Source organism: Trinickia terrae (assembly GCF_005144415.1).
Taxonomy (GTDB): Bacteria; Pseudomonadota; Gammaproteobacteria; order Burkholderiales; family Burkholderiaceae; genus Trinickia_A; species Trinickia_A terrae.
The window spans coordinates 39,272-57,382 of sequence record NZ_SWJE01000019.1; the positions used below are offsets into that span (position 1 = coordinate 39,272).

15 protein-coding genes are annotated in these 18,111 nt (G+C 65.1%); 7 read left to right on the forward strand and 8 right to left on the reverse strand.

Going from position 1 to position 18,111, the window contains the following annotated elements; genetic code table 11:
* Positions 1-25 precede the first annotated feature (25 nt).
* The 6 genes from FAZ69_RS28380 to FAZ69_RS28405 all read left to right on the forward strand — a co-directional run bounded on the left by FAZ69_RS28380 (position 26) and on the right by FAZ69_RS28405 (position 7,774).
* A complete protein-coding gene (locus tag FAZ69_RS28380) occupies positions 26-2,386 on the forward strand; it encodes an efflux RND transporter permease subunit (RefSeq protein ID WP_136898415.1) in 2,361 nt (786 codons plus the stop codon).
* A 14-nt stretch (positions 2,387-2,400) separates the two neighbouring features.
* Positions 2,401-3,393, forward strand: coding sequence for a WD40/YVTN/BNR-like repeat-containing protein (locus FAZ69_RS28385; protein ID WP_136898416.1), 993 nt, complete (start codon positions 2,401-2,403; stop codon positions 3,391-3,393).
* A gap of 234 nt (positions 3,394-3,627) precedes the next feature.
* Positions 3,628-4,797, forward strand: a complete 1,170-nt coding sequence (locus FAZ69_RS28390; RefSeq protein WP_136898417.1) for a quaternary amine ABC transporter ATP-binding protein — start codon at positions 3,628-3,630, stop codon at positions 4,795-4,797.
* Positions 4,790-5,695, forward strand: a complete 906-nt coding sequence (gene choW, locus FAZ69_RS28395; RefSeq protein ID WP_136898418.1) for a choline ABC transporter permease subunit — start codon at positions 4,790-4,792, stop codon at positions 5,693-5,695. Before FAZ69_RS28390 ends, choW begins: the two co-directional genes overlap by 8 nt.
* A 77-nt stretch (positions 5,696-5,772) precedes the next feature.
* Positions 5,773-6,768, forward strand: coding sequence for a GlxA family transcriptional regulator (locus FAZ69_RS28400; protein WP_136898419.1), 996 nt, complete (start codon positions 5,773-5,775; stop codon positions 6,766-6,768).
* Positions 6,769-6,820: 52 nt separating this feature from the next.
* Positions 6,821-7,774 carry a choline ABC transporter substrate-binding protein gene (locus FAZ69_RS28405; RefSeq protein ID WP_136898420.1) on the forward strand — a complete coding sequence of 318 codons (954 nt, stop codon included), beginning with the start codon at positions 6,821-6,823 and terminating at the stop codon, positions 7,772-7,774.
* 69 nt (positions 7,775-7,843) lie between these two features.
* Here the strand turns inward: FAZ69_RS28405 and denD are convergent, their stop codons facing one another.
* The 7 genes from denD to FAZ69_RS28440 form a co-directional block, all read right to left on the reverse strand.
* On the reverse strand, positions 7,844-8,815 hold the full coding sequence (gene denD / locus FAZ69_RS28410) for a D-erythronate dehydrogenase (protein ID WP_136898421.1): 972 nt from the start codon (positions 8,813-8,815) through the stop codon (positions 7,844-7,846).
* A 30-nt stretch (positions 8,816-8,845) separates the two neighbouring features.
* A complete protein-coding gene (otnI, locus tag FAZ69_RS28415) occupies positions 8,846-9,622 on the reverse strand; it encodes a 2-oxo-tetronate isomerase (protein WP_136898422.1) in 777 nt (258 codons plus the stop codon).
* Between the two features lie 34 nt (positions 9,623-9,656).
* On the reverse strand, positions 9,657-10,991 hold the full coding sequence (locus FAZ69_RS28420; RefSeq protein WP_136898423.1) for an MFS transporter: 1,335 nt from the start codon (positions 10,989-10,991) through the stop codon (positions 9,657-9,659).
* A 134-nt stretch (positions 10,992-11,125) separates the two neighbouring features.
* The gene (otnC, locus tag FAZ69_RS28425) at positions 11,126-11,776 is read right to left on the reverse strand and encodes a 3-oxo-tetronate 4-phosphate decarboxylase (protein ID WP_136898424.1); all 651 of its coding nucleotides are present in this window, start codon (positions 11,774-11,776) and stop codon (positions 11,126-11,128) included.
* Positions 11,776-13,095 (reverse strand): 3-oxo-tetronate kinase, encoded by a 1,320-nt coding sequence (gene otnK / locus FAZ69_RS28430; protein WP_136898425.1) that lies wholly within the window; start codon positions 13,093-13,095, stop codon positions 11,776-11,778. The genes otnC and otnK overlap by 1 nt, the downstream gene beginning before the upstream one ends.
* Before the next feature lie 19 nt (positions 13,096-13,114).
* Positions 13,115-14,005 (reverse strand): L-threonate dehydrogenase, encoded by an 891-nt coding sequence (gene ltnD, locus FAZ69_RS28435; RefSeq protein WP_136898426.1) that lies wholly within the window; start codon positions 14,003-14,005, stop codon positions 13,115-13,117.
* 59 nt (positions 14,006-14,064) lie between these two features.
* A complete protein-coding gene (locus FAZ69_RS28440; protein WP_136898427.1) occupies positions 14,065-14,769 on the reverse strand; it encodes a FadR/GntR family transcriptional regulator in 705 nt (234 codons plus the stop codon).
* Between the two features lie 615 nt (positions 14,770-15,384).
* Between FAZ69_RS28440 and FAZ69_RS28445 the strand changes: the two genes are divergently transcribed.
* A complete protein-coding gene (locus tag FAZ69_RS28445; RefSeq protein ID WP_169708790.1) occupies positions 15,385-16,719 on the forward strand; it encodes a beta-propeller fold lactonase family protein in 1,335 nt (444 codons plus the stop codon).
* Between the two features lie 69 nt (positions 16,720-16,788).
* Here FAZ69_RS28445 and FAZ69_RS28450 read toward each other — a convergent pair whose 3' ends face one another.
* A complete protein-coding gene (locus tag FAZ69_RS28450; protein WP_136898429.1) occupies positions 16,789-17,874 on the reverse strand; it encodes a GlxA family transcriptional regulator in 1,086 nt (361 codons plus the stop codon).
* Positions 17,875-18,111 lie beyond the last annotated feature (237 nt).

Here is an 18,111-nt window from a genome sequence, read left to right on the forward strand (position 1 = left end):
ATCGACAGTATTCAGGAGACTGCACGTGTTATTCAACAGCATCCGTCATCTAGAGAACTGGCTGTTCTCCCGGCGCCTTTTCGTGTTGGGCGTTTTCGCCGTATTCACGGCAGTGATGGCGTTCTTCGCCGCGCAATTGCGCATGGACGCAGGCTTCGAAAAGCAGATTCCGATTGGCCACGAGTATGTGCAGACGTTCAACAAGTACCGTGCCGACTTGTTCGGGGCGAATCGCCTGACGGTTGTCGTGAAGGCAAAGCACGGAACGATCTGGACCAAGGAAGGGCTCGCGCGGCTCGCCGCGGTTACCCAGGCCGTCGCGTACCTGCCCAATGTGGACCGGCTCGGCGTGCAGTCGCTCTGGACGCCCAACAGCTTCGTCAACGAAATCACCGAAGACGGGTTCCGTTCTCAGCCGATCATCCCGGGCACGGTGACGCCGGGCGGCCTGACTCAGGACATCATTGCGCAGATCCAGCGCTCGACGGTCGAGGGGGGCTTCATCGGCTCGCTGGTGTCGCGCGACGAAGCGGCTGCGATGATCACGGCGGAAATCGGCGAGGTGGGGACGGACGGCAAGAAGATCGACTACGTCCAGTACAACCATCTGCTCGAACAGAAGCTGCGGCAACCCTTTGAGGATGCGAACTACGACGTCCAGATCATCGGTTTCGCCAAGCAGATCGGCGACATCGCCGACGGTGCGAAGTCGGTGCTCCTGTTCTGCGCGATTGCCTTGCTGCTTACCGCGCTGGCCGTGTACTGGTATTGCCATTCGATCCGCTTCACCGTGCTGCCGATCGCGTGCTCGCTCACCTCGCTCGTCTGGCAGTTCGGCACGCTGCGGCTTCTCGGCTTCGGGCTCGATCCATTGGGCGTGCTGGTGCCGTTCCTGGTGTTCGCCATCGGCGTGTCGCACGGGGTTCAGCAGATCAACTTCATCACGCGCGAGCTCGCCCACGGCAAATCGTCGTTGCAGGCTGCGCGCCATAGCTTCACGGGTCTTCTGATTCCGGGCACGCTGGCGCTCGTGACGGCACTCGTGTCGTTCGTCACGCTGCTGATGATCCCGATCCCGATGATTCGCGAACTCGCGATTACCGCCTCGCTCGGGGTCGGCTACAAGATCCTGACGAACCTCGTCATGCTTCCGCTCGCCGCGTCGTGCTTCAACTTCACGAAGGCCTATGCCGAGAAGGCGATGAAGAAGCGCGAGCAGCGCGCCGGCTGGCTGCGCAGACTCGCGCGCGTGGCGGAGCCTCGCAACGCGGTGATCGTGCTGGTCGTCGTGGCGGGCGTGTTCGCGACGGCGGTCTGGCAGAGCCGCGATCGCGTGGTCGGCACGCTGCAGCCGGGGGCACCCGAATTGCGTCCGGACGCGCGCTTCAATCGCGACGCGGTGGCGATCGCCAGCAGCTTCGACGTCGGGCTCGACTGGCTCTCGGTCGTGATCGAGGCGCCGCCCGGCTCTTGCGAGAGCCCCGCGGTCGGCACCTTCGACGACAAGCTGACCTACGCGTTGCGGGACGTGCCGGGAGTCGTGTCGATCAGCTCCTATCCGGACATGCTGCGCACCTATAACGAGGGCTACAACGAAGGCAATCCGAAGATGAGCGCCGTGCCGATCGATTCGGGCAACTATGCGGGCCTGAGCACGGAAATCGGGCGCGTGCGGGGCTATCTGAACAAGGACTGCAGCATGACTGCCGTTCACCTGTATCTGTCCGATCACAAGGCGGCCACGATCAACCGCGTGATCGACGCCGTGAAGCGGTTCCGCGATACGCACCCGACGCCGGGCATCCAGGTTCGTCTGGCGGCCGGCAATGCGGGCGTGCTCGCCGCAATCAACGACGAGGTGGCGAAGAGCGAGTTGCCGATGATGCTGTACGTCTACGCGGCAATCGTGCTGCTCGTGTTCATCGTGTACCGCGATTTGCGCGCGGTGCTCGCGTGCTGTCTGCCGCTGACCGTCGGCACATTCATTGGCTACTGGTTCATGAAGGCGTTCGAGATCGGGCTGACTGTCGCCACCTTGCCCGTGATGGTGCTGGCGGTCGGTATCGGCGTGGACTACGCGTTCTATATCTACAACCGGCTGCAGGGTCATCTCGCGGCGGGCGAGCCAATCGTCAAGGCGCTCGAGCATTCGATCCTCGAGGTCGGAATGGCGACGATCTTCACGGCGATCACGCTCGCGATCGGCGTCGCGACCTGGAGTTTCTCCACGCTGAAGTTCCAGGCAGACATGGGCAAGCTGCTCGCGTTCATGTTCATCGTCAATCTGGTGATGGCGATGACGGCATTGCCGGCGCTCGCCGTCGTACTCGAGCGCGTGTTCCCGCGGCGCAAGCCGGCGCGTGCGCCGGGCGTCTTCAGCCACTGACGGAGGGCACGATCATGAAGTCAATATTCAGACGGAATCTGAATGCCGCGCTACTCGCGCTGTGCGGCGCCACCTCGCCGTTCGCCTGTGCGGCTGAAGCCGCGCCGGACGTGAAGCCGCAACTGCAGCTTCATCCAGCCGAGCAAGCGAGTGCGGCGGCGCAGGTGCAGCTGCTCGGGGCGGCGCGCGCCGGCAACAGGCTGGTGGTGGTCGGCGACCATGGCGTCGTGCTGTTGTCCGACGACGACGGCAAGACCTACCGGCAAGCGAAATCGGTGGCGGCGGACGTGACGCTGACCTCGGTGTCGTTTGCCGATGCTCACAACGGTTGGGCCGTGGGGCATTGGGGCGTGATTTTGCGCACTCGGGATGGCGGCGAGACGTGGACGCTGCAGCGCAGCGACATCGCCGTCGACCAGCCGCTCTTCTCCGCTTACTTCAAAGACGCCAACGAAGGATGGGCGGTGGGCCTGTGGTCGCTGATGCTGCACACGACCGATGGCGGCGCGACCTGGACGACGGTGAAGCTGCCGCCGCCGCCGGGCGCGAAGAAGGCGGACCGGAACCTGTACGCGCTTTTTGCCGATGCCAAGGGCACGCTCTATGTCGCTTGCGAGCAGGGGCGGGTGATGCGTTCGACGGATTCGGGAGCCACGTGGGCCTACGCGGAGACGGGGTACCCCGGCTCGTTCTGGACCGGTGTCGCCCTGCGGGACGGCACGGTGCTCGTCGGGGGCCTGCGGGGCACGATCTACCGCAGCGCGGACGGCGGAGCGACCTGGCAGGCTTCGAAGACACGCTACAAGAGTTCGGTCACGGGTCTGCTGCAGGTCGGGGACAAGCGCATCGTCGCGTCGTCTCTCGATGGCGTATCGCTGACTAGCGACGATGACGGCGCGAGCTTTACCGGCAAGCAACGCGAGGATCGCGTGGCGTTGACGGCGGTCGTCGCCGCGCCAGGCGGACAGCCGGTTTATCTGTCGACGAGCGGCGTCGCGAAGCCTTAGCCGCACGCGGCTCCCGCTACACCGGTTTTGTCCCGGTCGCCGTGCCGCGCTCCTGTCCGGAGCGAGGCACGGCGACTTTTTTTTGTGTTGCGATGCGCCAGGACTTGTGTTTTTTGGCATGTGTCGTATTTGCGCAAGCAGTTGTCGGAATTCATCGGCAGTTCGGGGTTTTTTCTAGCAAACATGTATGCATACGGTGCAGGCAATCGCTTGCCGGAGAAGGAGATGGATTCGATGAATTCCCCCAAAGTCATAGTCGAGGGTCTCTGCAAGGTTTTCGGAAGCAACCCGAAGCAGGCGCTCGACATGCTGGCGGCCGGCGCGACGAAGGACGAGGTCTTCGCGCGCACGGGGCAGGTGGTTGGTGTCCACAACGTGTCGTTCGACGTCCGGGAGGGCGAGATCTTCGTGTTGATGGGGCTGTCGGGCTCCGGCAAATCGACGCTGATCCGCCTTGTCAACCGGCTCGTCGAACCGAGCGCCGGCAAGGTGCTGGTCGACGGCCGCGACATCGCGGCGGTGCGGCGCTCGGAGCTGGTCGCGCTGCGCCGCAAGGACATGAGCATGGTGTTCCAATCGTTCGCGCTGATGCCGCAGCGCACCGTGTTGTCGAATGCGGCCTTCGGCCTCGAAGTCGCGGGCATCGGCAAGAAGGAGCGGGAAAAGCGCGCGCTTGCCGTGCTCGAACAGGTGGGGCTTGCGGCGTTCGCGCAGAAGCTGCCCTCCGAGCTGTCCGGCGGCATGCAGCAGCGCGTGGGCCTTGCGCGGGCGCTGACGGTGAACCCGTCGCTGATGATCATGGACGAGGCGTTCTCGGCACTCGATCCGCTCAAGCGCAAGGAAATGCAGAACGTTCTCCTGCAACTGCAGAAGAACCAGCGGCGCACCATCATGTTCGTGTCGCACGATCTGGAAGAGGCGCTTCGCATCGGCAACCGGATTGCGATCATGGAGGGCGGGCGCCTCGTGCAAGTGGGTACGCCACAGGAAATCATCAGCAATCCAGCAGACGAATACGTCAGGGCGTTCTTCGAAGGCGTCGATACCAGCCGCTATCTCACCGCCGCCGACCTGATGCAGACCGATGACGTCCCGCTCGTGAGACAGCTCGACGCGTCGAACGTGGCGGCGCCGCTCAACGGCAGCGCCGAGTACGCATTCGTGCTCGACGGCGAGCACAAGATCCGCGGTTTTGTCACGCGCGCCGCGCTCGGCGATGCATCGCCGCAAGTCAACAAGGTCGAATGCATCTCCCACGCGGCGCCGCTCGAGCACGTGGTGTCGAGGGTCGTCGCGAACGCGACCGCTTTGCCTGTCGTCGACGACGACGGCTGTTATTGCGGATCCGTCGACCGGTCCGTCGTTCTGAAGGCGCTGACGCGCGTACGAGGTTCCCATGTCTGAGATCATCCCGCTGGGTCAATGGGTCGATCAGTCGGTTCACTACCTGCTCGATCACGACAGCCACACGTTCGATGCGATCGGCAAGACGATCGAAGACCTCGCGGCTTTCGTCGAGCACGGTCTGCAGGCGATTCCGATGTGGGCGCTGATGGCGTTCTTCATCGTCGTGGGCTTGTGGCGCGTGGGCTTGCGCTTCTCGCTCTTCACTGCGCTTTCTCTGCTCCTCGTCTATGCGACCGGGTTTTGGGACCAGACGGTCGTGACGCTCGGGCTGACGTTGTCCTCGACGATCATCAGCCTGGTCTTCGGCGTTCCGCTCGGTATCTGGACCGCGAAGAACAAGCACGTTGCGCTCGTCGTGCGGCCGATTCTCGACTTGATGCAGACGATGCCGGCCTTCGTCTACTTGATTCCGGCCGCGATGCTGTTCGGCCTCGGGCGCGTGCCCGGGATTTTGTCCACCGTCATCTTCGCAATGCCGCCCGCCGTGCGCCTGACGAGCCTGGGCATTCGGCACGTGAACCGCGAGATCGTCGAAGCGGGGCAGGCGTTCGGCTGCACGCCGTGGCAATTGCTGTACAAGGTGCAGTTTCCGAATGCGCTTCCTTCGATCATGCAAGGCGTCAATCAGACCATCATGATGGCGCTGTCGATGGTGATCATCGCGTCGATGGTCGGTGCGGGAGGGCTCGGCAACGACGTGCTGGCGAGCATCCAGCGCCTCGATATCGGACTCGGGTTCGAAAGCGGCCTGTCGGTCGTGCTGCTCGCGATCATTCTCGATCGCATCACCGAGAGCTTCGGCCGCACGCCCGGTACGGCATCGGCCAAGCCGTTCGCGGGCCTGCGCAACGCGATGCGCGTGCGCCGCACGCAAGAGGCGGTGGCGCAGAGTTGAGCAAGCTCGTGCTGCAACCGCAGCGCATATAGCCGTCGCGGCATGGCCTTGCCGCCGCGACCATCAAACCCGTCTTCATGCTCATGGAGAGCGACGTGACGCCAGCCACGACAGAGTCGCCGTTGCCGCCGCCCGCGCATTTCGGTTTGTTGACGCTGCCGAATTTTTCCATGATCGCGTTCACGAGCGCGATCGAAGTGCTGCGCATGACGAACTATGTCGCTCGGGCGGAGCATTACCGCTGGTCGGTGATCTCGGCCGACGGCGTGCCGGTCCACGCGAGCAACGGCATCACCTTGAAGCCGACCCAGTCGATAGAAGAGGCTGGCGTGCCTGACGTATTGATCGTCTGCGGCGGAGTACGGATTCGCGATGCCGTCGGCACACCGGTGCAAGATTTGCTCACGGACCTGGCGCAGCGCGGCGTGCCGCTCGGAGGCGTTTGCACGGGCGCTTATGCGCTGATGAGCGCGGGGCTGCTCGACGGTTACCGCTGCGCCGTTCATTGGGAGAATCTTCCGGCGTTGCATGCGGAGTTTCCGCGCGTGCGTTTCACCGAAGAGCTGTTCATCATCGATCGCGACCGCCTCACTTGCACGGGCGGCACCGCGCCGCTCGACATGATGCTGAACCTGGTCGGCAATCGTTTGGGGCAGAACCTGGCCGCACAGGTTTCCGAGCAGTTCATTCTGGCGCGCATACGCGGCGAATCGGACCAGCAGCCGATTCCGGTCGATGCGCGTGTCGGTTTTACGCGCGCTGAACTGATCGAAGCGGTGCGGCTGATGGAGGCGAACATCGAAGAGCCGTTGTCGCTGGACGAGCTTGCCCATCTCGTGCAGCTATCGCAGCGCCATTTGCAGCGGATGTTCAAGGTGTATCTGAACATTTCGCCGACGCACTACTACCTGACGCTGCGCCTGCGGCGCGCGCGAGAGCTGCTGCGTACCACGGACGCATCGATCGCGCGCGTGACCACCGATTGCGGGTTTCATTCGCCGTGCCATTTCAGCAAGGCGTACCGCGCGTTGTTCGGACACGCGCCAAGCCTCGAGAGGCGCGGCCCGAACTGATCGCGCGCGGGCGGTTCGCAAGACTATCCAACAAAACCCGAGGAGAAATGCAATGAAGCGAATCCTGACAGCGGCAGCCTGTGCGCTCGGCGTGTCGGCTGCAATGACGGTCACACCCGTGCAGGCGGCCGACCCTGGCGTATGCCGCAACGTGCGCTTTGCCGACGTCGGCTGGACCGACATCGCGGCGACGACCGGCCTCGCATCGACGATCTTCACGGGCCTTGGCTATACGCCCACGAAGACGATCGCCTCGGTGCCGATCACGTTCGCGGGCATCAAGAGCAAGCAGATCGACGTGTTCCTCGGCTATTGGGCGCCGACCATGGACCCGATCATCGACCCGTTCGTCAAGGCCGGCTCGGTCAAGGTGCTGGCGACGCCGAACCTGACCGGCGCGAAATACACGCTGGCCGTACCCGACTACGTCTATAACGGCGGCCTGAAATCGTTCGCCGACATCCAGAAGTACGCGGACAAGCTCGACGGTAAGATCTACGGCATCGAGCCCGGCAACGACGGCAACGCGCTGATCAAGAAGATGATCGACGGCAACCAGTTCGGCATCGGCAAGTTCAAGCTCGTCGAATCGAGCGAGGCGGGGATGCTCGTCGAAGTGAACAAGGCGATCCGCGAGAAGCAGTGGATCGTGTTCCTCGGCTGGGAGCCGCATCCGATGAACGTGCAGATGAAGATCGACTACCTGAGCGGCGGCGACGACGTGTTCGGGCCGAACTACGGCGAGGCGAAGGTCTTTACGGCGACGCCGCCCGACTATGCCGCGCGCTGCCCGAATGCGGCGAAGCTCGTGTCGAACCTGCAGTTCACGACCGGCATCGAGAACCATGTGATGGTGCCGATCATGAACAAGCAGAACCCGGACAAGGCCGCGCTCGATTGGCTGAAGGCGAACCCGCAGGTGCTGAGCCAGTGGCTCGCGGGCGTGACGACGTTCGACGGGAAGGATGGGTTGGCGGCGGTGAAGAGCTATCTGGCGTCGCATTGAGGCTCGATGCCCGCCTGCGCTGGATCGGGCCATGATGGCTTGATCCGGCGCGCGCCGTGCTGCAGTCCGTTACCGCTTCTCGTCTTCGATGTAGCTGCGGATCACGTCGGCAAAGCTCGCATCGCCCTTGAGCCCCAGCTTTTCGGCGCGCTCCGTATTCCAGCTTCCCGGCCAGCTGCCGACGATCTTCACGATGCGCCCGTCGGTTTCCCAGCGGATGCGCGCGACGGCTTCGTCGCCCGCCACTTCGCGCAGCGCCTCGACCATCTCGTTCACGCTCACCGAAATGCCCGGCAGGTTCACGATGCGCCGGTTGCCGAGCGCCGCGCCATCGAGCTCGCAGCCTGCGATCAGCGCCTCGATCGCGCCGCGCGGCGAGAGCAGCCACAGCCTCGTTTCGCCCGGCACCGGGCACACGGCTTCCTCGCCGCTCAACGGCTCGCGCACGATGCCGCTCGCGAACGACGAAGCTGCGGCATTCGGCTTGCCCGGACGCACGCTGATGGTCGGCAGGCGCAGCACGCGCCCGTCGACGAAGCCGCGCCGCGTGTAGTCGGACAGCAGCAGCTCGGCGATCGCCTTCTGAGCGCCGTACGACGACTGCGGGTTCAACGCGGTGTCGTCCTGCACGACGGCCGGCAGCTCGCCGCCGTAGACCGCGACCGAGCTCGTGAACACGACGCGCGGACGATGCCCGCGCGCGCGGCACACTTCGAGCAGCAGGCGCGACGCGTCGAGATTGATCCGCATGCCGAGGTCGAAATCGGCCTCGGCCTGGCCGCTGACGATCGCGGCCAGATGGAAGATCGCGGCCGTGTCCGTATCGATCGCGTTTTCGAGCACGCTGCGCTCGCCGATATCGCCGACGAGCGTCTTGACGCGCGCATCGCCGAGATCGGCGCCTTCGACGACGTCGAGCAGCACGAGCTCGCCGATGCGCTCGCGCTTGCCGTCAGCGCCGGCGATTTCGCCGCGCTCGAGCAGCTCGCGCGCGAGACGCTGGCCGAGAAACCCGGCGCCGCCGGTAATCAGAACTTTCATGTCGGGTCCTTCTATCGAGAATGCGATGCCTTAGAGATAAGGCTTGAGCCAGCCGAGGCCGGCCGAGGTGCCCGCGCGCGGGCGGTATTCGCAGCCGATCCAGCCGTCGTAGCCGAGCGCGTCGATGAGCTCGAACAGGTACGGATAGTTCAGCTCGCCGATGTCCGGCTCGTGCCGCTCGGGCACGCCTGCGATCTGGATGTGGCCGATGCTGGCCATGTCGCGCTTGAGCTTCACGGCGAGGTCGCCTTCGACGATCTGGCAGTGATAGCAGTCGAACTGCACCTTGAGGTTCGGCGCGCCGACTTCCTGGCAGATGGTCTGCGCGTCGTCCTGCCGGTTCAGGAAGAAGCCGGGGATGTCGCGCGTGTTGATCGGCTCGATGACGACGGTGACGCCCTGCGCGCGCGCCGCCTGCGCGGCGTGGTCGAGATTGCGCAGATAGACGTCGCGGTGCAGCTCGCGCGATTGCTCGGGGCGGATCAGGCCGGCCATCACGTGGAGCTTGTCGTTGCCGAGCACGCTCGCGTATTCGAGCGCGGTATCCACGCTGCGGCGGAACTCGTCTTCGCGGCCCGGCAGCGAGGCGATGCCGCGCTCGCCCGCCGCCCAGTCGCCTGGCGGCGCGTTGAAGAGCGCCTGCGTCAGGCCGTGCGCGTCGAGACGGGCCTTCAGCTCGGCCGCGGCGAAGTCGTAGGGGAACAGGTACTCGACGGCCTTGAAGCCGTCCGCCGCCGCGGCGGCGAAGCGGTCGAGGAACGCATGTTCGTTGTACATCATCGTCAGGTTGGAGGCGAAGCGAGGCATGGCGGCGATTCCTGGTCGAGTCGAGAGAGTCGGGTTAGCGGTTCACGAGGCGCGCGGGCGTGAGCCAGACCGCGATCGCGCCGATCACGAGCATGGCGGACAGCACGTACATCCCTGCCTGCGTGCTCTGCGTGAGGTCCTTCAAGTAGCCGATCATATAGGGACTCGCGAAACCGGCGAGGTTGCCGATCGAGTTGATGATCGCGATGCCCGCGGCCGCCGCGGCGCCCGAGAGGAACGCGGTGGGCAGCGACCAGAAGAGCGGGGCGCAGGTCAGCACGCCGGCCGCCGCGAGCGACAGGAACACGAGCGAGACCACGGTGTTGTGGGAGGCCGAGGCGGCGACCGCGAAACCCACGGCACCCAGCAGCGCTGGCACGATCAGGTGCCAGCGGCGCTCGCGCCGCTTGTCGGCGCTGTAGCCGAACAGGTTCATCGCGACGATCGCGCAGGCAAACGGAATCGCGCTGAGCAGGCCGATGTTCAGCGCGCCGCTCACGCCCGTCGACTTGACGAGGGTCGGCATCCAGAACGTCAGGCCGTATTGGCCGGTCACGAACGAGAAGTAGATCAGCGACATCCACCACGTGCGGGGGTCCTTGAACACGGCGGAAAGCGAATGCGGCTGCTGTTCCCGTTCCTGCGGCTGCGCGGCGATTTCATCGGCGAGCAGGCGCTTTTCTTCCGCGTCGAGCCACTTCGCGCTCTTGATGCCGTTGTCGAGATAGAGAATCGTGGCGATGCCGATCAGCACGGCCGGCACCGCCTCGATCATGAACATCCATTGCCAGCCGTCGAAGCCGCCGTTCTGGTGGAACGACTGCATGATCCAGCCCGAGAGCGGATTGCCGAAGATGCCCGATACCGGAATCGCCGACATGAACACGGCGATGATCTTCGCGCGCCGGTGCGACGGGAACCAGTACGTCAGATAGAGGATCACGCCGGGGTAGAAGCCGGCTTCGGCGAGGCCGAGCAAAAAGCGCAGCACGTAGAACTGCGTGGGTGTTTGCACGAAGGCGAACAGGCCCGAGAGGATGCCCCAGGTGATCATGATCCGCGCGATCCAGATGCGCGCGCCGAGCTTGTGCATCAGGATGTTGCTCGGCAGCTCGAACAGGAAATAGCCGATGAAGAAGATGCCGGCGCCGAGGCCGAACACGGTCTCGCTGAACGCGAGATCCTGCGACATCTGCAGCTTGGCGAAGCCCACGTTGACGCGGTCGAGATAGGCGACCACGTAGCAGAGCATCAGGAACGGCACGATGCGCCAGAAGACCTTCTTGTAGGTGCGTTCGAGCTTGGCGCCGCCCGCGGGGGCGGCGGCTTGGCTGGCTGGGCGGGCCGTCGAGGCCTGGTACGAACTCATGGTCGTTGTCTCCTGACTGACGTGGTTGGCCGCCGTCCGCTCGCGACGGTGCGAGCGGACGGGACGGCGTTCGGTGATGGATGGCGCGGCGTGGGCGCCGCTTATTTGTGCTTTGGGTGCTTGTAGTGCTTGCGCTACCAGCGCGCGTTGAAGGCGCGCCGCAGATCGTCGAGCGCGGCTTCGCCGAGCGGCTCGGGCTTCGGGTTCGTCATGAGCCACAGGCGCGCCGTCTCCTCGAGCTCTTCGAGCGTGAACGACGCCTGCGAGACCGACGCCCCCCAGACCACGGGGCCGAGCCGCTCCAGCAGCACGCCGCGCACGTTCGCGGCGAGCGCCGCGACTTCCTCGGCGACTTGCGGGTCGCCCGGCCGCCGGTAGCGGATCAGCGGCACGTGGCCCACTTTCATGACGTAGTACGGCGTGATCGGCGGCAGCACGTCGGTCTCGCGCCAGACGCCGGCGAGCGTCAGCGCGACGAGGTGCGTCGAATGCGTATGGACGATGCCGCGCGCCTCGGCGTTGTTCGCGTAGATGCCGCGATGCAGGGCGAGCGTCTTCGACGGCTTGCCGCCCGATACCGCGTTGCCCGCCAGATCGGCCTTGGCGATCCCGGCGGGGTCGAGGCGGCCGAGGCAGGCGTCGGTCGGCGTGATGAGCCAGCCGTCGTCGAGCCGCGCGCTGATGTTGCCCGCGCTGCCGACTGTGTAGCCGCGCGTGTAGAGGCTCGCGCCGATGGTGCAGATCTCTTCGCGCAGCTTCGCTTCGCTTCGGTCGACGGTTTGCATCATGCGGCTCCGGCGAGGCGCCGCAGCGCTTTGTCGAAGAAATCGACGGCGCCGAAGTTGCCCGATTTCAGCGCGAGCCCGAGCGGCTCGCCGCCGATGGTGACGGTGGCGGGGACGCCCGGATCGATTTGCGCGCCGATCGCGAGCGCCTGGACGCGCAGCGCCTGCACGACGGCGCCCGAGGTCTCGCCGCCCGCGACGACGAACTTGCGCACGCCGAGCGCGTGCAGCCCGCGCGCGATCGAGGCGAGCGCGGCCTCGACGAGCTCGCCCGCGTGCGCCACGCCGAGCGCCTGCTGGACGCGCTGGACTTCGTCGGGCGTCGCGGTCGCGTAGATCAATACCGGCTGCGGGTCGGCGCCGCCCAGGTACTCGCGGGCGAACGATAGCGCAGCCTCGACGACCGGTTCGCCGCGCGCGAGCGCGAGCGGATCGACGCGAAAGTGCGGCTTGCCGGAGCCGCGCCATGTGGTGACCTGCTCGTTGGTTGCCGTCGATGCGCTGCCCGCCAGCACGGCCGAAAGCCCGTCGACGGCTGGCACCTGCGCCGCGTCGCCATGCTTCGCCAGCAGGCCCGCGCTCCGGAAATTGCCGGGCAGGCCGATCGCGATGCCCGAGCCGCCCGTGATCAACGGCAGGTCGCCGCAGGCCTCGCCGAGCGTGCGCAGGTCGTCGTCGGACAAGGCGTCGGCGATCGCAATGCGCACGCCGTCCGTGCGCAGCGCGGCGATCCGCTCGCGCACGGCGGCCACGCCCTGCGCGACGGTGTCGAAGCGGATCAGCCCGACCTTCGAGCTCGTCTGCCGTTGCAGCACGCGCACGAGATTGGGATCGGTCATCGGCGTGAGCGGATGCTTCTCCATGCCCGACTCGTTGAGCAGCGTGTCGCCGACGAACAGGTGCCCGCGATAGAGCGTGCGGCCGTTCTCGGGAAACACGGGGCAGGCGATCGTGAAGCCGCGGTCGTCGCCGATCGCGAGCGTGTCGAGCAGCGCGTCCGTGACGGGGCCGATGTTGCCCGCGCCGGTCGAATCGAAGGTCGAGCAGTACTTGAAGAGGAACTGGCGGCAGCCTTGCGCGCGCAGCCACGTCAGCGCCTGTTTCGCTTGCTCGACCGCGCAGGCCGCGGCAATCGTGCGCGACTTCAGCGCGACGACGAGCGCATCGGCCTCGATGCGCTCGGACGACGCCGGCACGCCGATCGTCTGCACCGTGCGCATGCCGTTGCGCACGAGCATGTTGGCGAGATCGGTGGCGCCGGTGAAGTCGTCGGCGATGCAGCCGATGAGCGGGCGCGGAGTGCTGTAGGGAGGGTTCATAAAAAGAAGGCTCGCGAGATCAATGACCGGCCGGCAGGTCGATGCCGGGGAAAATCTTCACGACGGCCGAGTCGTCCTCGCCGCCGTGGCCGGCGCTCGACGCCATCATGAACATCTGGTGCGCGGCGGCGGAGAGCGGCAGCGGGAATTTCGACGCGCGCGCCGTATCGAGCACCAGGCCGAGATCCTTCACGAAAATGTCGACGGCGGACAGCGGCGTATAGTCGCCGCGCAGGATGTGCGGCACGCGGTTCTCGAACATCCACGAATTGCCCGCGCTGTGCGTGATGACGTCGTAGAGCGCATCGGGATCGACGCCTTCGCGCAGGCCGAGCGCCATCGCCTCGGCGGCGGCCGCGATGTGCACGCCGGCCAGCAGCTGGTTGATGATCTTGACCTTCGAGCCCGCGCCGTGCGCATCGCCGAGCCGGTAGACCTTGCCCGCGATGGCGGCGAGCACGTCCTCGCAGGCGGCGTAGGCCGCGGCGGGGCCGGAGGTCATCATCGTCATCTCGCCCGAGGCGGCGCGCGCGGCGCCTCCCGAGACGGGCGCATCGAGCATCTGCAGGCCGGCGGCCTCGACGCGCTTGCCGAGCGCGACCGCGAACTCGGGCGAGACGGTCGCGCTCGCGATCACCACGCCGCCCGGCTTCATCCGCGTGACGGCGCCTTCTTCGCCGAACAGCACGGCCTCGGTCTGCGCCGCATTGACGACGAGCGTGACGACGGCCTCGCATTGCGCGCCGAGCTCGGCGGGGCTCGCGCAGGCGATGCCGCCTTCGGCCGCGAACGACTCCAGCACGTGCGCGCGCAGATCGCAGGCATGGACGCGAAAGCCCGCGCGCAGCAGCGAGCGCGCGACTCCGAGCCCCATGGCGCCCAGGCCGATGACTCCGATGTTTCTCGACATAGTGTTTGACCTCGGGAGAAGGGCGCTTCGGTTTGCTTTGCCGCGAGCGCCAGGGGTTGTCAGCAAATGCCGGCTTCCGCGAGACGGCGGGCGGCGTTGTACATGTGGGTGCGGGCGGCGTTGCGGGCGGCCATCGGGTCGCCCGCGCGGATCGCGGCGACGATGGCCGCGTGCTCGTCGCGCACCTGGCGCGAGAAGTCTTCGCGGCGCGCTTCGTTCGTGCGCGTGACGAGGACGCCGGCTTCCAGGTACTGATTGAGGAAGGCGAGCGTCTTCAGGAAATAGGGGTTGCCGGTGGCCTCGGCGATGGTGCGATGAAATGCGATGTCTTCGGCCACGCCGTCGCGGCCCTCGGCCGCGGCGATGTCGATCTGGGCGAGGGCGGCGTCGATGGCGGCCATGTCTGCGTCGGTGCGATGCATCGCGGCCTCGGAGGCGACTTCGGCCTCGATCGCGCGGCGCAGCGCCAGAATCTGCAGCACCGATTCGCCGCCGGCCGCTTCCGAGTAATCGATGCGCAGCGGGCGCACGCCGCTCTTGCCGGCAATGAACACGCCGCTGCCCTGGCGCGCTTCGACCACGCCTTCGTTCTTCAGGCGCGAGATGGCCTCGCGGATCACGGTGCGGCTGACGCCGAATTCCTGCGACAGCACCGCTTCGGACGGCAGTTTGCCGGTGTCGGCGAAGCTGCCTTTTTCGATTTGTGCAAGCAGTTGCTGGGCGACGGCGTCGCTCATCGCGCGGGCGGGGATTTTCTCGAACATGGGTCAGGGGTTGTCGGGTTGTGTGGTTATCATACAAGTTGCGGCTCTATGCTGAATCGGGGAAAACCCTTCAGAGGAGGGCGGGTCCGCTGCCTCGTCTCAAGTGTGCCGGCGATGCCCGCGCGCCTTCTGCCTCCGTAAAAAATCCCTTTGCACCGAGAGAAGTCGAAATCGTCCCACTGATATTTGCAGTGTCGGATATGCAAATTGGTTAAAGCGGTGGATCGGTTTTTTTTGACCGCCGTCCTTGAATGAGATAGTCAATGAATTATCAATTGGGATATCTGATTTTCGGCGTTGCCTTCATTTTAATACCGACTGGTCTTTTTTGCCGCTATTTTGTCGTCGGTTCGATAAATAAGATTCATTGGTGAAATGCTTGATCTGCATGAAATCGGATCCTAAATTTACTTTGTCAATTTCATGGAGTGCTGAAGCGTATTCGAGTTATTCCATTCCCGTGGTAATCAATCTTGGATTGCCGAAGAGGTGTCTATGTCGACGCTATTGCAGTGGTATTGTCGTATGGTAAGGCGCGGCCTTCTGGAATGCCTGGCCGGATTGACATTGGCTCTGGGTATGGCCAGTGGCGCGAATGCCGCGGACTTGGTTTATGTGCCGAATTTTTCCTCCAATACGGTTTCGGTTATCGATCAATCCAGCGCCAAGGTCGTTGCGACCGTGTCGGTCGGCAATGGACCTATTGCGGTTGCCATTGCTCCGGACGGCCTGCGTGCCTACGTCGTGAACACTTCGGATAATTCCGTTTCCTCCATTAATACCGCGACGCAAGCTGTCGTCGCGACGATCAATGTGCCGAATGGCGCCGGCGATATCGTGGTGAGTCCGGACAGTTCGCGTGTCTATGTCGGGGGAGTCAACGGGACGTATTACATATCAGCAATCGATACCTCCACGAACAAGGTTGTCGCGAGCAACAGCCTGGCAACGGATATTTCAATTGCGCTTGCCATTACCCCGAACGGCAAGACGATTTACAGCGGTGGCGGAAATCAGATCGGCGTGATCGATACGGCCACGCTCACGTTGACCTCCACCATTTCCCCGGTGGCGTCGGTATCCGACGTGCGTGTCAGCCCGGACGGCACGCGCGCCTACGTCAGCTCATACCAGGACGTGCAAGTCATCGATACGGCCACCAACGCGCAGTTGGCCGATATTTCGCTCGGGGCGTATACGCACGGTCTCGCGGTGTCGCCTGACGGCACCAAGGTGTACGTCGCGAAGTCGAACGGGGTGGTCAACGTGATCGATACCGCGAGCAGCTCGGTGACCGGCAAGATCTATGTTGGCAACCCCGATGGGCTATTCGGTGTCGACTTGAGTTCGGACGGCGCGCGCGGTTATGTCGGCGACACGGTCGTCAACCAGGTGTATGCATTCAGCACTTCCAGCAACACGGTGACGCAGACGATTCCCGTCGGCCAGTTCCCCGCCTTCCTGAGGACCGCCCACACGGTGGCGCCGCCGCATACGCTGACGTTCTATCTCCACGGCAACGATGTTCCGCTGGTGGCCGGCAACTATGCGGCCACGCAGACCGCGCCCGCTTCCGGCCCGGTGCTCTACCTGGGGCTGCTGAGCAGCTTGAGCTGGTCGACCGATCCGGTCATGACGGGCACGTCGCAAACGGGCGCCGCGTTCACGCTGACCATACCCTGCACCGTGGGGCTCGCGCTTGGCTTGAACTACACGCTGCAGGAGACGGACGCGTCGGGCGGCTCGCCGACCACGCTCGCCACGGTGTCGGAACCGATTGCGGCTTGCGTCGGCGGCAGTCATGGCGTGACGTTCCCGGTCAGCACCTTGCCGACGTTCAACGGTCAACGCCTCAAGCTGACGATTTCCAACCTGCTGGCGCTGGGCTTCAATTTGCAGCTGGGATCGAGCACGTATCTGCGAGTGACGCAGTTCAGCGGCACGCCTTGACGCCGCTTCGCTTTCCTCACCCGAAGCCATGCGCCCCCGCGAGCAGAAGGATCGCGGGGGCGCTTGCTTTCAATAAAGCCCGCCAGTCAATGCGCAGCTTTCGTCTTGGGAAAGCGTGCCGCCTTCGATCTTGCCCCGCTGCTCGCGGAACGTCGCGGGCGGCACGCCGTGTTGCTTGCGGAACTCGCGCCCCAGATGCGACGCGTCGGAGAACCCGCAACTCGACGCGATATCGGCCACGGTTCGATCCGAGCTCGTCAACAGCCAAGCCGCCGTGCGCAGCCGCACCTGCTTCGCGAAGGCCTGCGGACTCTTCCCCGTCCCGGCCTTGAACAGCCGCTCCAACTGCCGCGCCGACAAATCGAGCTTGCAGGCCAGTTCCTCGAGCGGCAGCGACCGCCCCACGTGCTGTTCCATCAGCAGAATCGCGCGCTTCACCTTCGGATGCGTGGCGGGCTCCAGCCCCGGCGGATGCGGCTGCGGCGCGTTGCCCTTCTGCATCTCGCCGACGAGCAGGATGCGCAGCGCCTTCTGCACCGTCGCGTGCTCGAAGTGCCGCAGCAGGATCGCCGCCGCGACGTCGATCGACGCGCGCCCGCCCGAGCAGGTGATGCGCCGCCGGTCGATCACGAAGAGCCGGTCGGCGATCAGCAGGCCGGTATCCACTGAGGGAAATCGTTCGACGAAATCCCAGTAGTGGAACCAGCTCACGCAGATGCGGTGCGCGTCGAGCACGCCCGCGCGCATCAGCGCGAATACGCCCGTGCAGATGCCGACCAGCGTCGTGCCGCCGCGCGCCACGCGCTGGATGAAGCGCAGCGTCTCGTCGCTCGCCTGCGGCCCCGAGTGCAGCAGGCCGCCGACCACGACGACGTAGTCGAACGGCTCGGCCTTATCAAACGTTTCGAAGGTTTCCCACGGCGTCACCTGGATCCCGCAGCTCGCGCGCACGGGCGCGAGCGTGTCGCCGATCACGCTCCACGAGCAGCGCACGGGCTTGCTGTAGTCGCCTTCGTCGGCCGAGAGGCGCAGCATGTCGACAAAGCCAGAGAACGCCGTCAGCGTGAAGTTCGGCAGCAGCACGATGCCGAAGCGGATGCGCGCCTTTTGCGTGGCGTCGGCGGAGGTCGGCAGTGGAGAGTCGGCGAGTTTCATGCGGGTGCGTAGGGCGGTTGGAAATGAGGACGCTGGCCGCGACCGCCACACTTCGAGCGTCGCCGATCGCCGGTTGCGCCGCTTGTGCTTTTCCGCCGCGAACCATCGGCGAAACGCACTTTCAGGACCGGTGAGAGCGGCCGTGGCGGCGGCATCCCACGTCGATGCCGTTTTTGTTCTATCGGCCGATTTTACGCTTTGGTCTACTGGCGCCAAGTCACGAACGATGAGGCAGCC

Coding starts and splice junctions, on each gene's coding strand:
- denD (WP_136898421.1), bottom strand. CDS start 8,815: ATGAAAGTTCTGATTACCGGCGGCGCCGGGTTTCTCGGCCAGCGTCTC.
- choW (WP_136898418.1), top strand. CDS start 4,790: ATGTCTGAGATCATCCCGCTGGGTCAATGGGTCGATCAGTCGGTTCAC.
- ltnD (WP_136898426.1), bottom strand. CDS start 14,005: ATGTCGAGAAACATCGGAGTCATCGGCCTGGGCGCCATGGGGCTCGGA.
- FAZ69_RS28390 (WP_136898417.1), top strand. CDS start 3,628: ATGAATTCCCCCAAAGTCATAGTCGAGGGTCTCTGCAAGGTTTTCGGA.
- FAZ69_RS28400 (WP_136898419.1), top strand. CDS start 5,773: ATGCTCATGGAGAGCGACGTGACGCCAGCCACGACAGAGTCGCCGTTG.
- FAZ69_RS28405 (WP_136898420.1), top strand. CDS start 6,821: ATGAAGCGAATCCTGACAGCGGCAGCCTGTGCGCTCGGCGTGTCGGCT.
- otnI (WP_136898422.1), bottom strand. CDS start 9,622: ATGCCTCGCTTCGCCTCCAACCTGACGATGATGTACAACGAACATGCG.
- FAZ69_RS28420 (WP_136898423.1), bottom strand. CDS start 10,991: ATGAGTTCGTACCAGGCCTCGACGGCCCGCCCAGCCAGCCAAGCCGCC.
- FAZ69_RS28440 (WP_136898427.1), bottom strand. CDS start 14,769: ATGTTCGAGAAAATCCCCGCCCGCGCGATGAGCGACGCCGTCGCCCAG.
- FAZ69_RS28385 (WP_136898416.1), top strand. CDS start 2,401: ATGAAGTCAATATTCAGACGGAATCTGAATGCCGCGCTACTCGCGCTG.
- FAZ69_RS28450 (WP_136898429.1), bottom strand. CDS start 17,874: ATGAAACTCGCCGACTCTCCACTGCCGACCTCCGCCGACGCCACGCAA.
- otnK (WP_136898425.1), bottom strand. CDS start 13,095: ATGAACCCTCCCTACAGCACTCCGCGCCCGCTCATCGGCTGCATCGCC.
- otnC (WP_136898424.1), bottom strand. CDS start 11,776: ATGCAAACCGTCGACCGAAGCGAAGCGAAGCTGCGCGAAGAGATCTGC.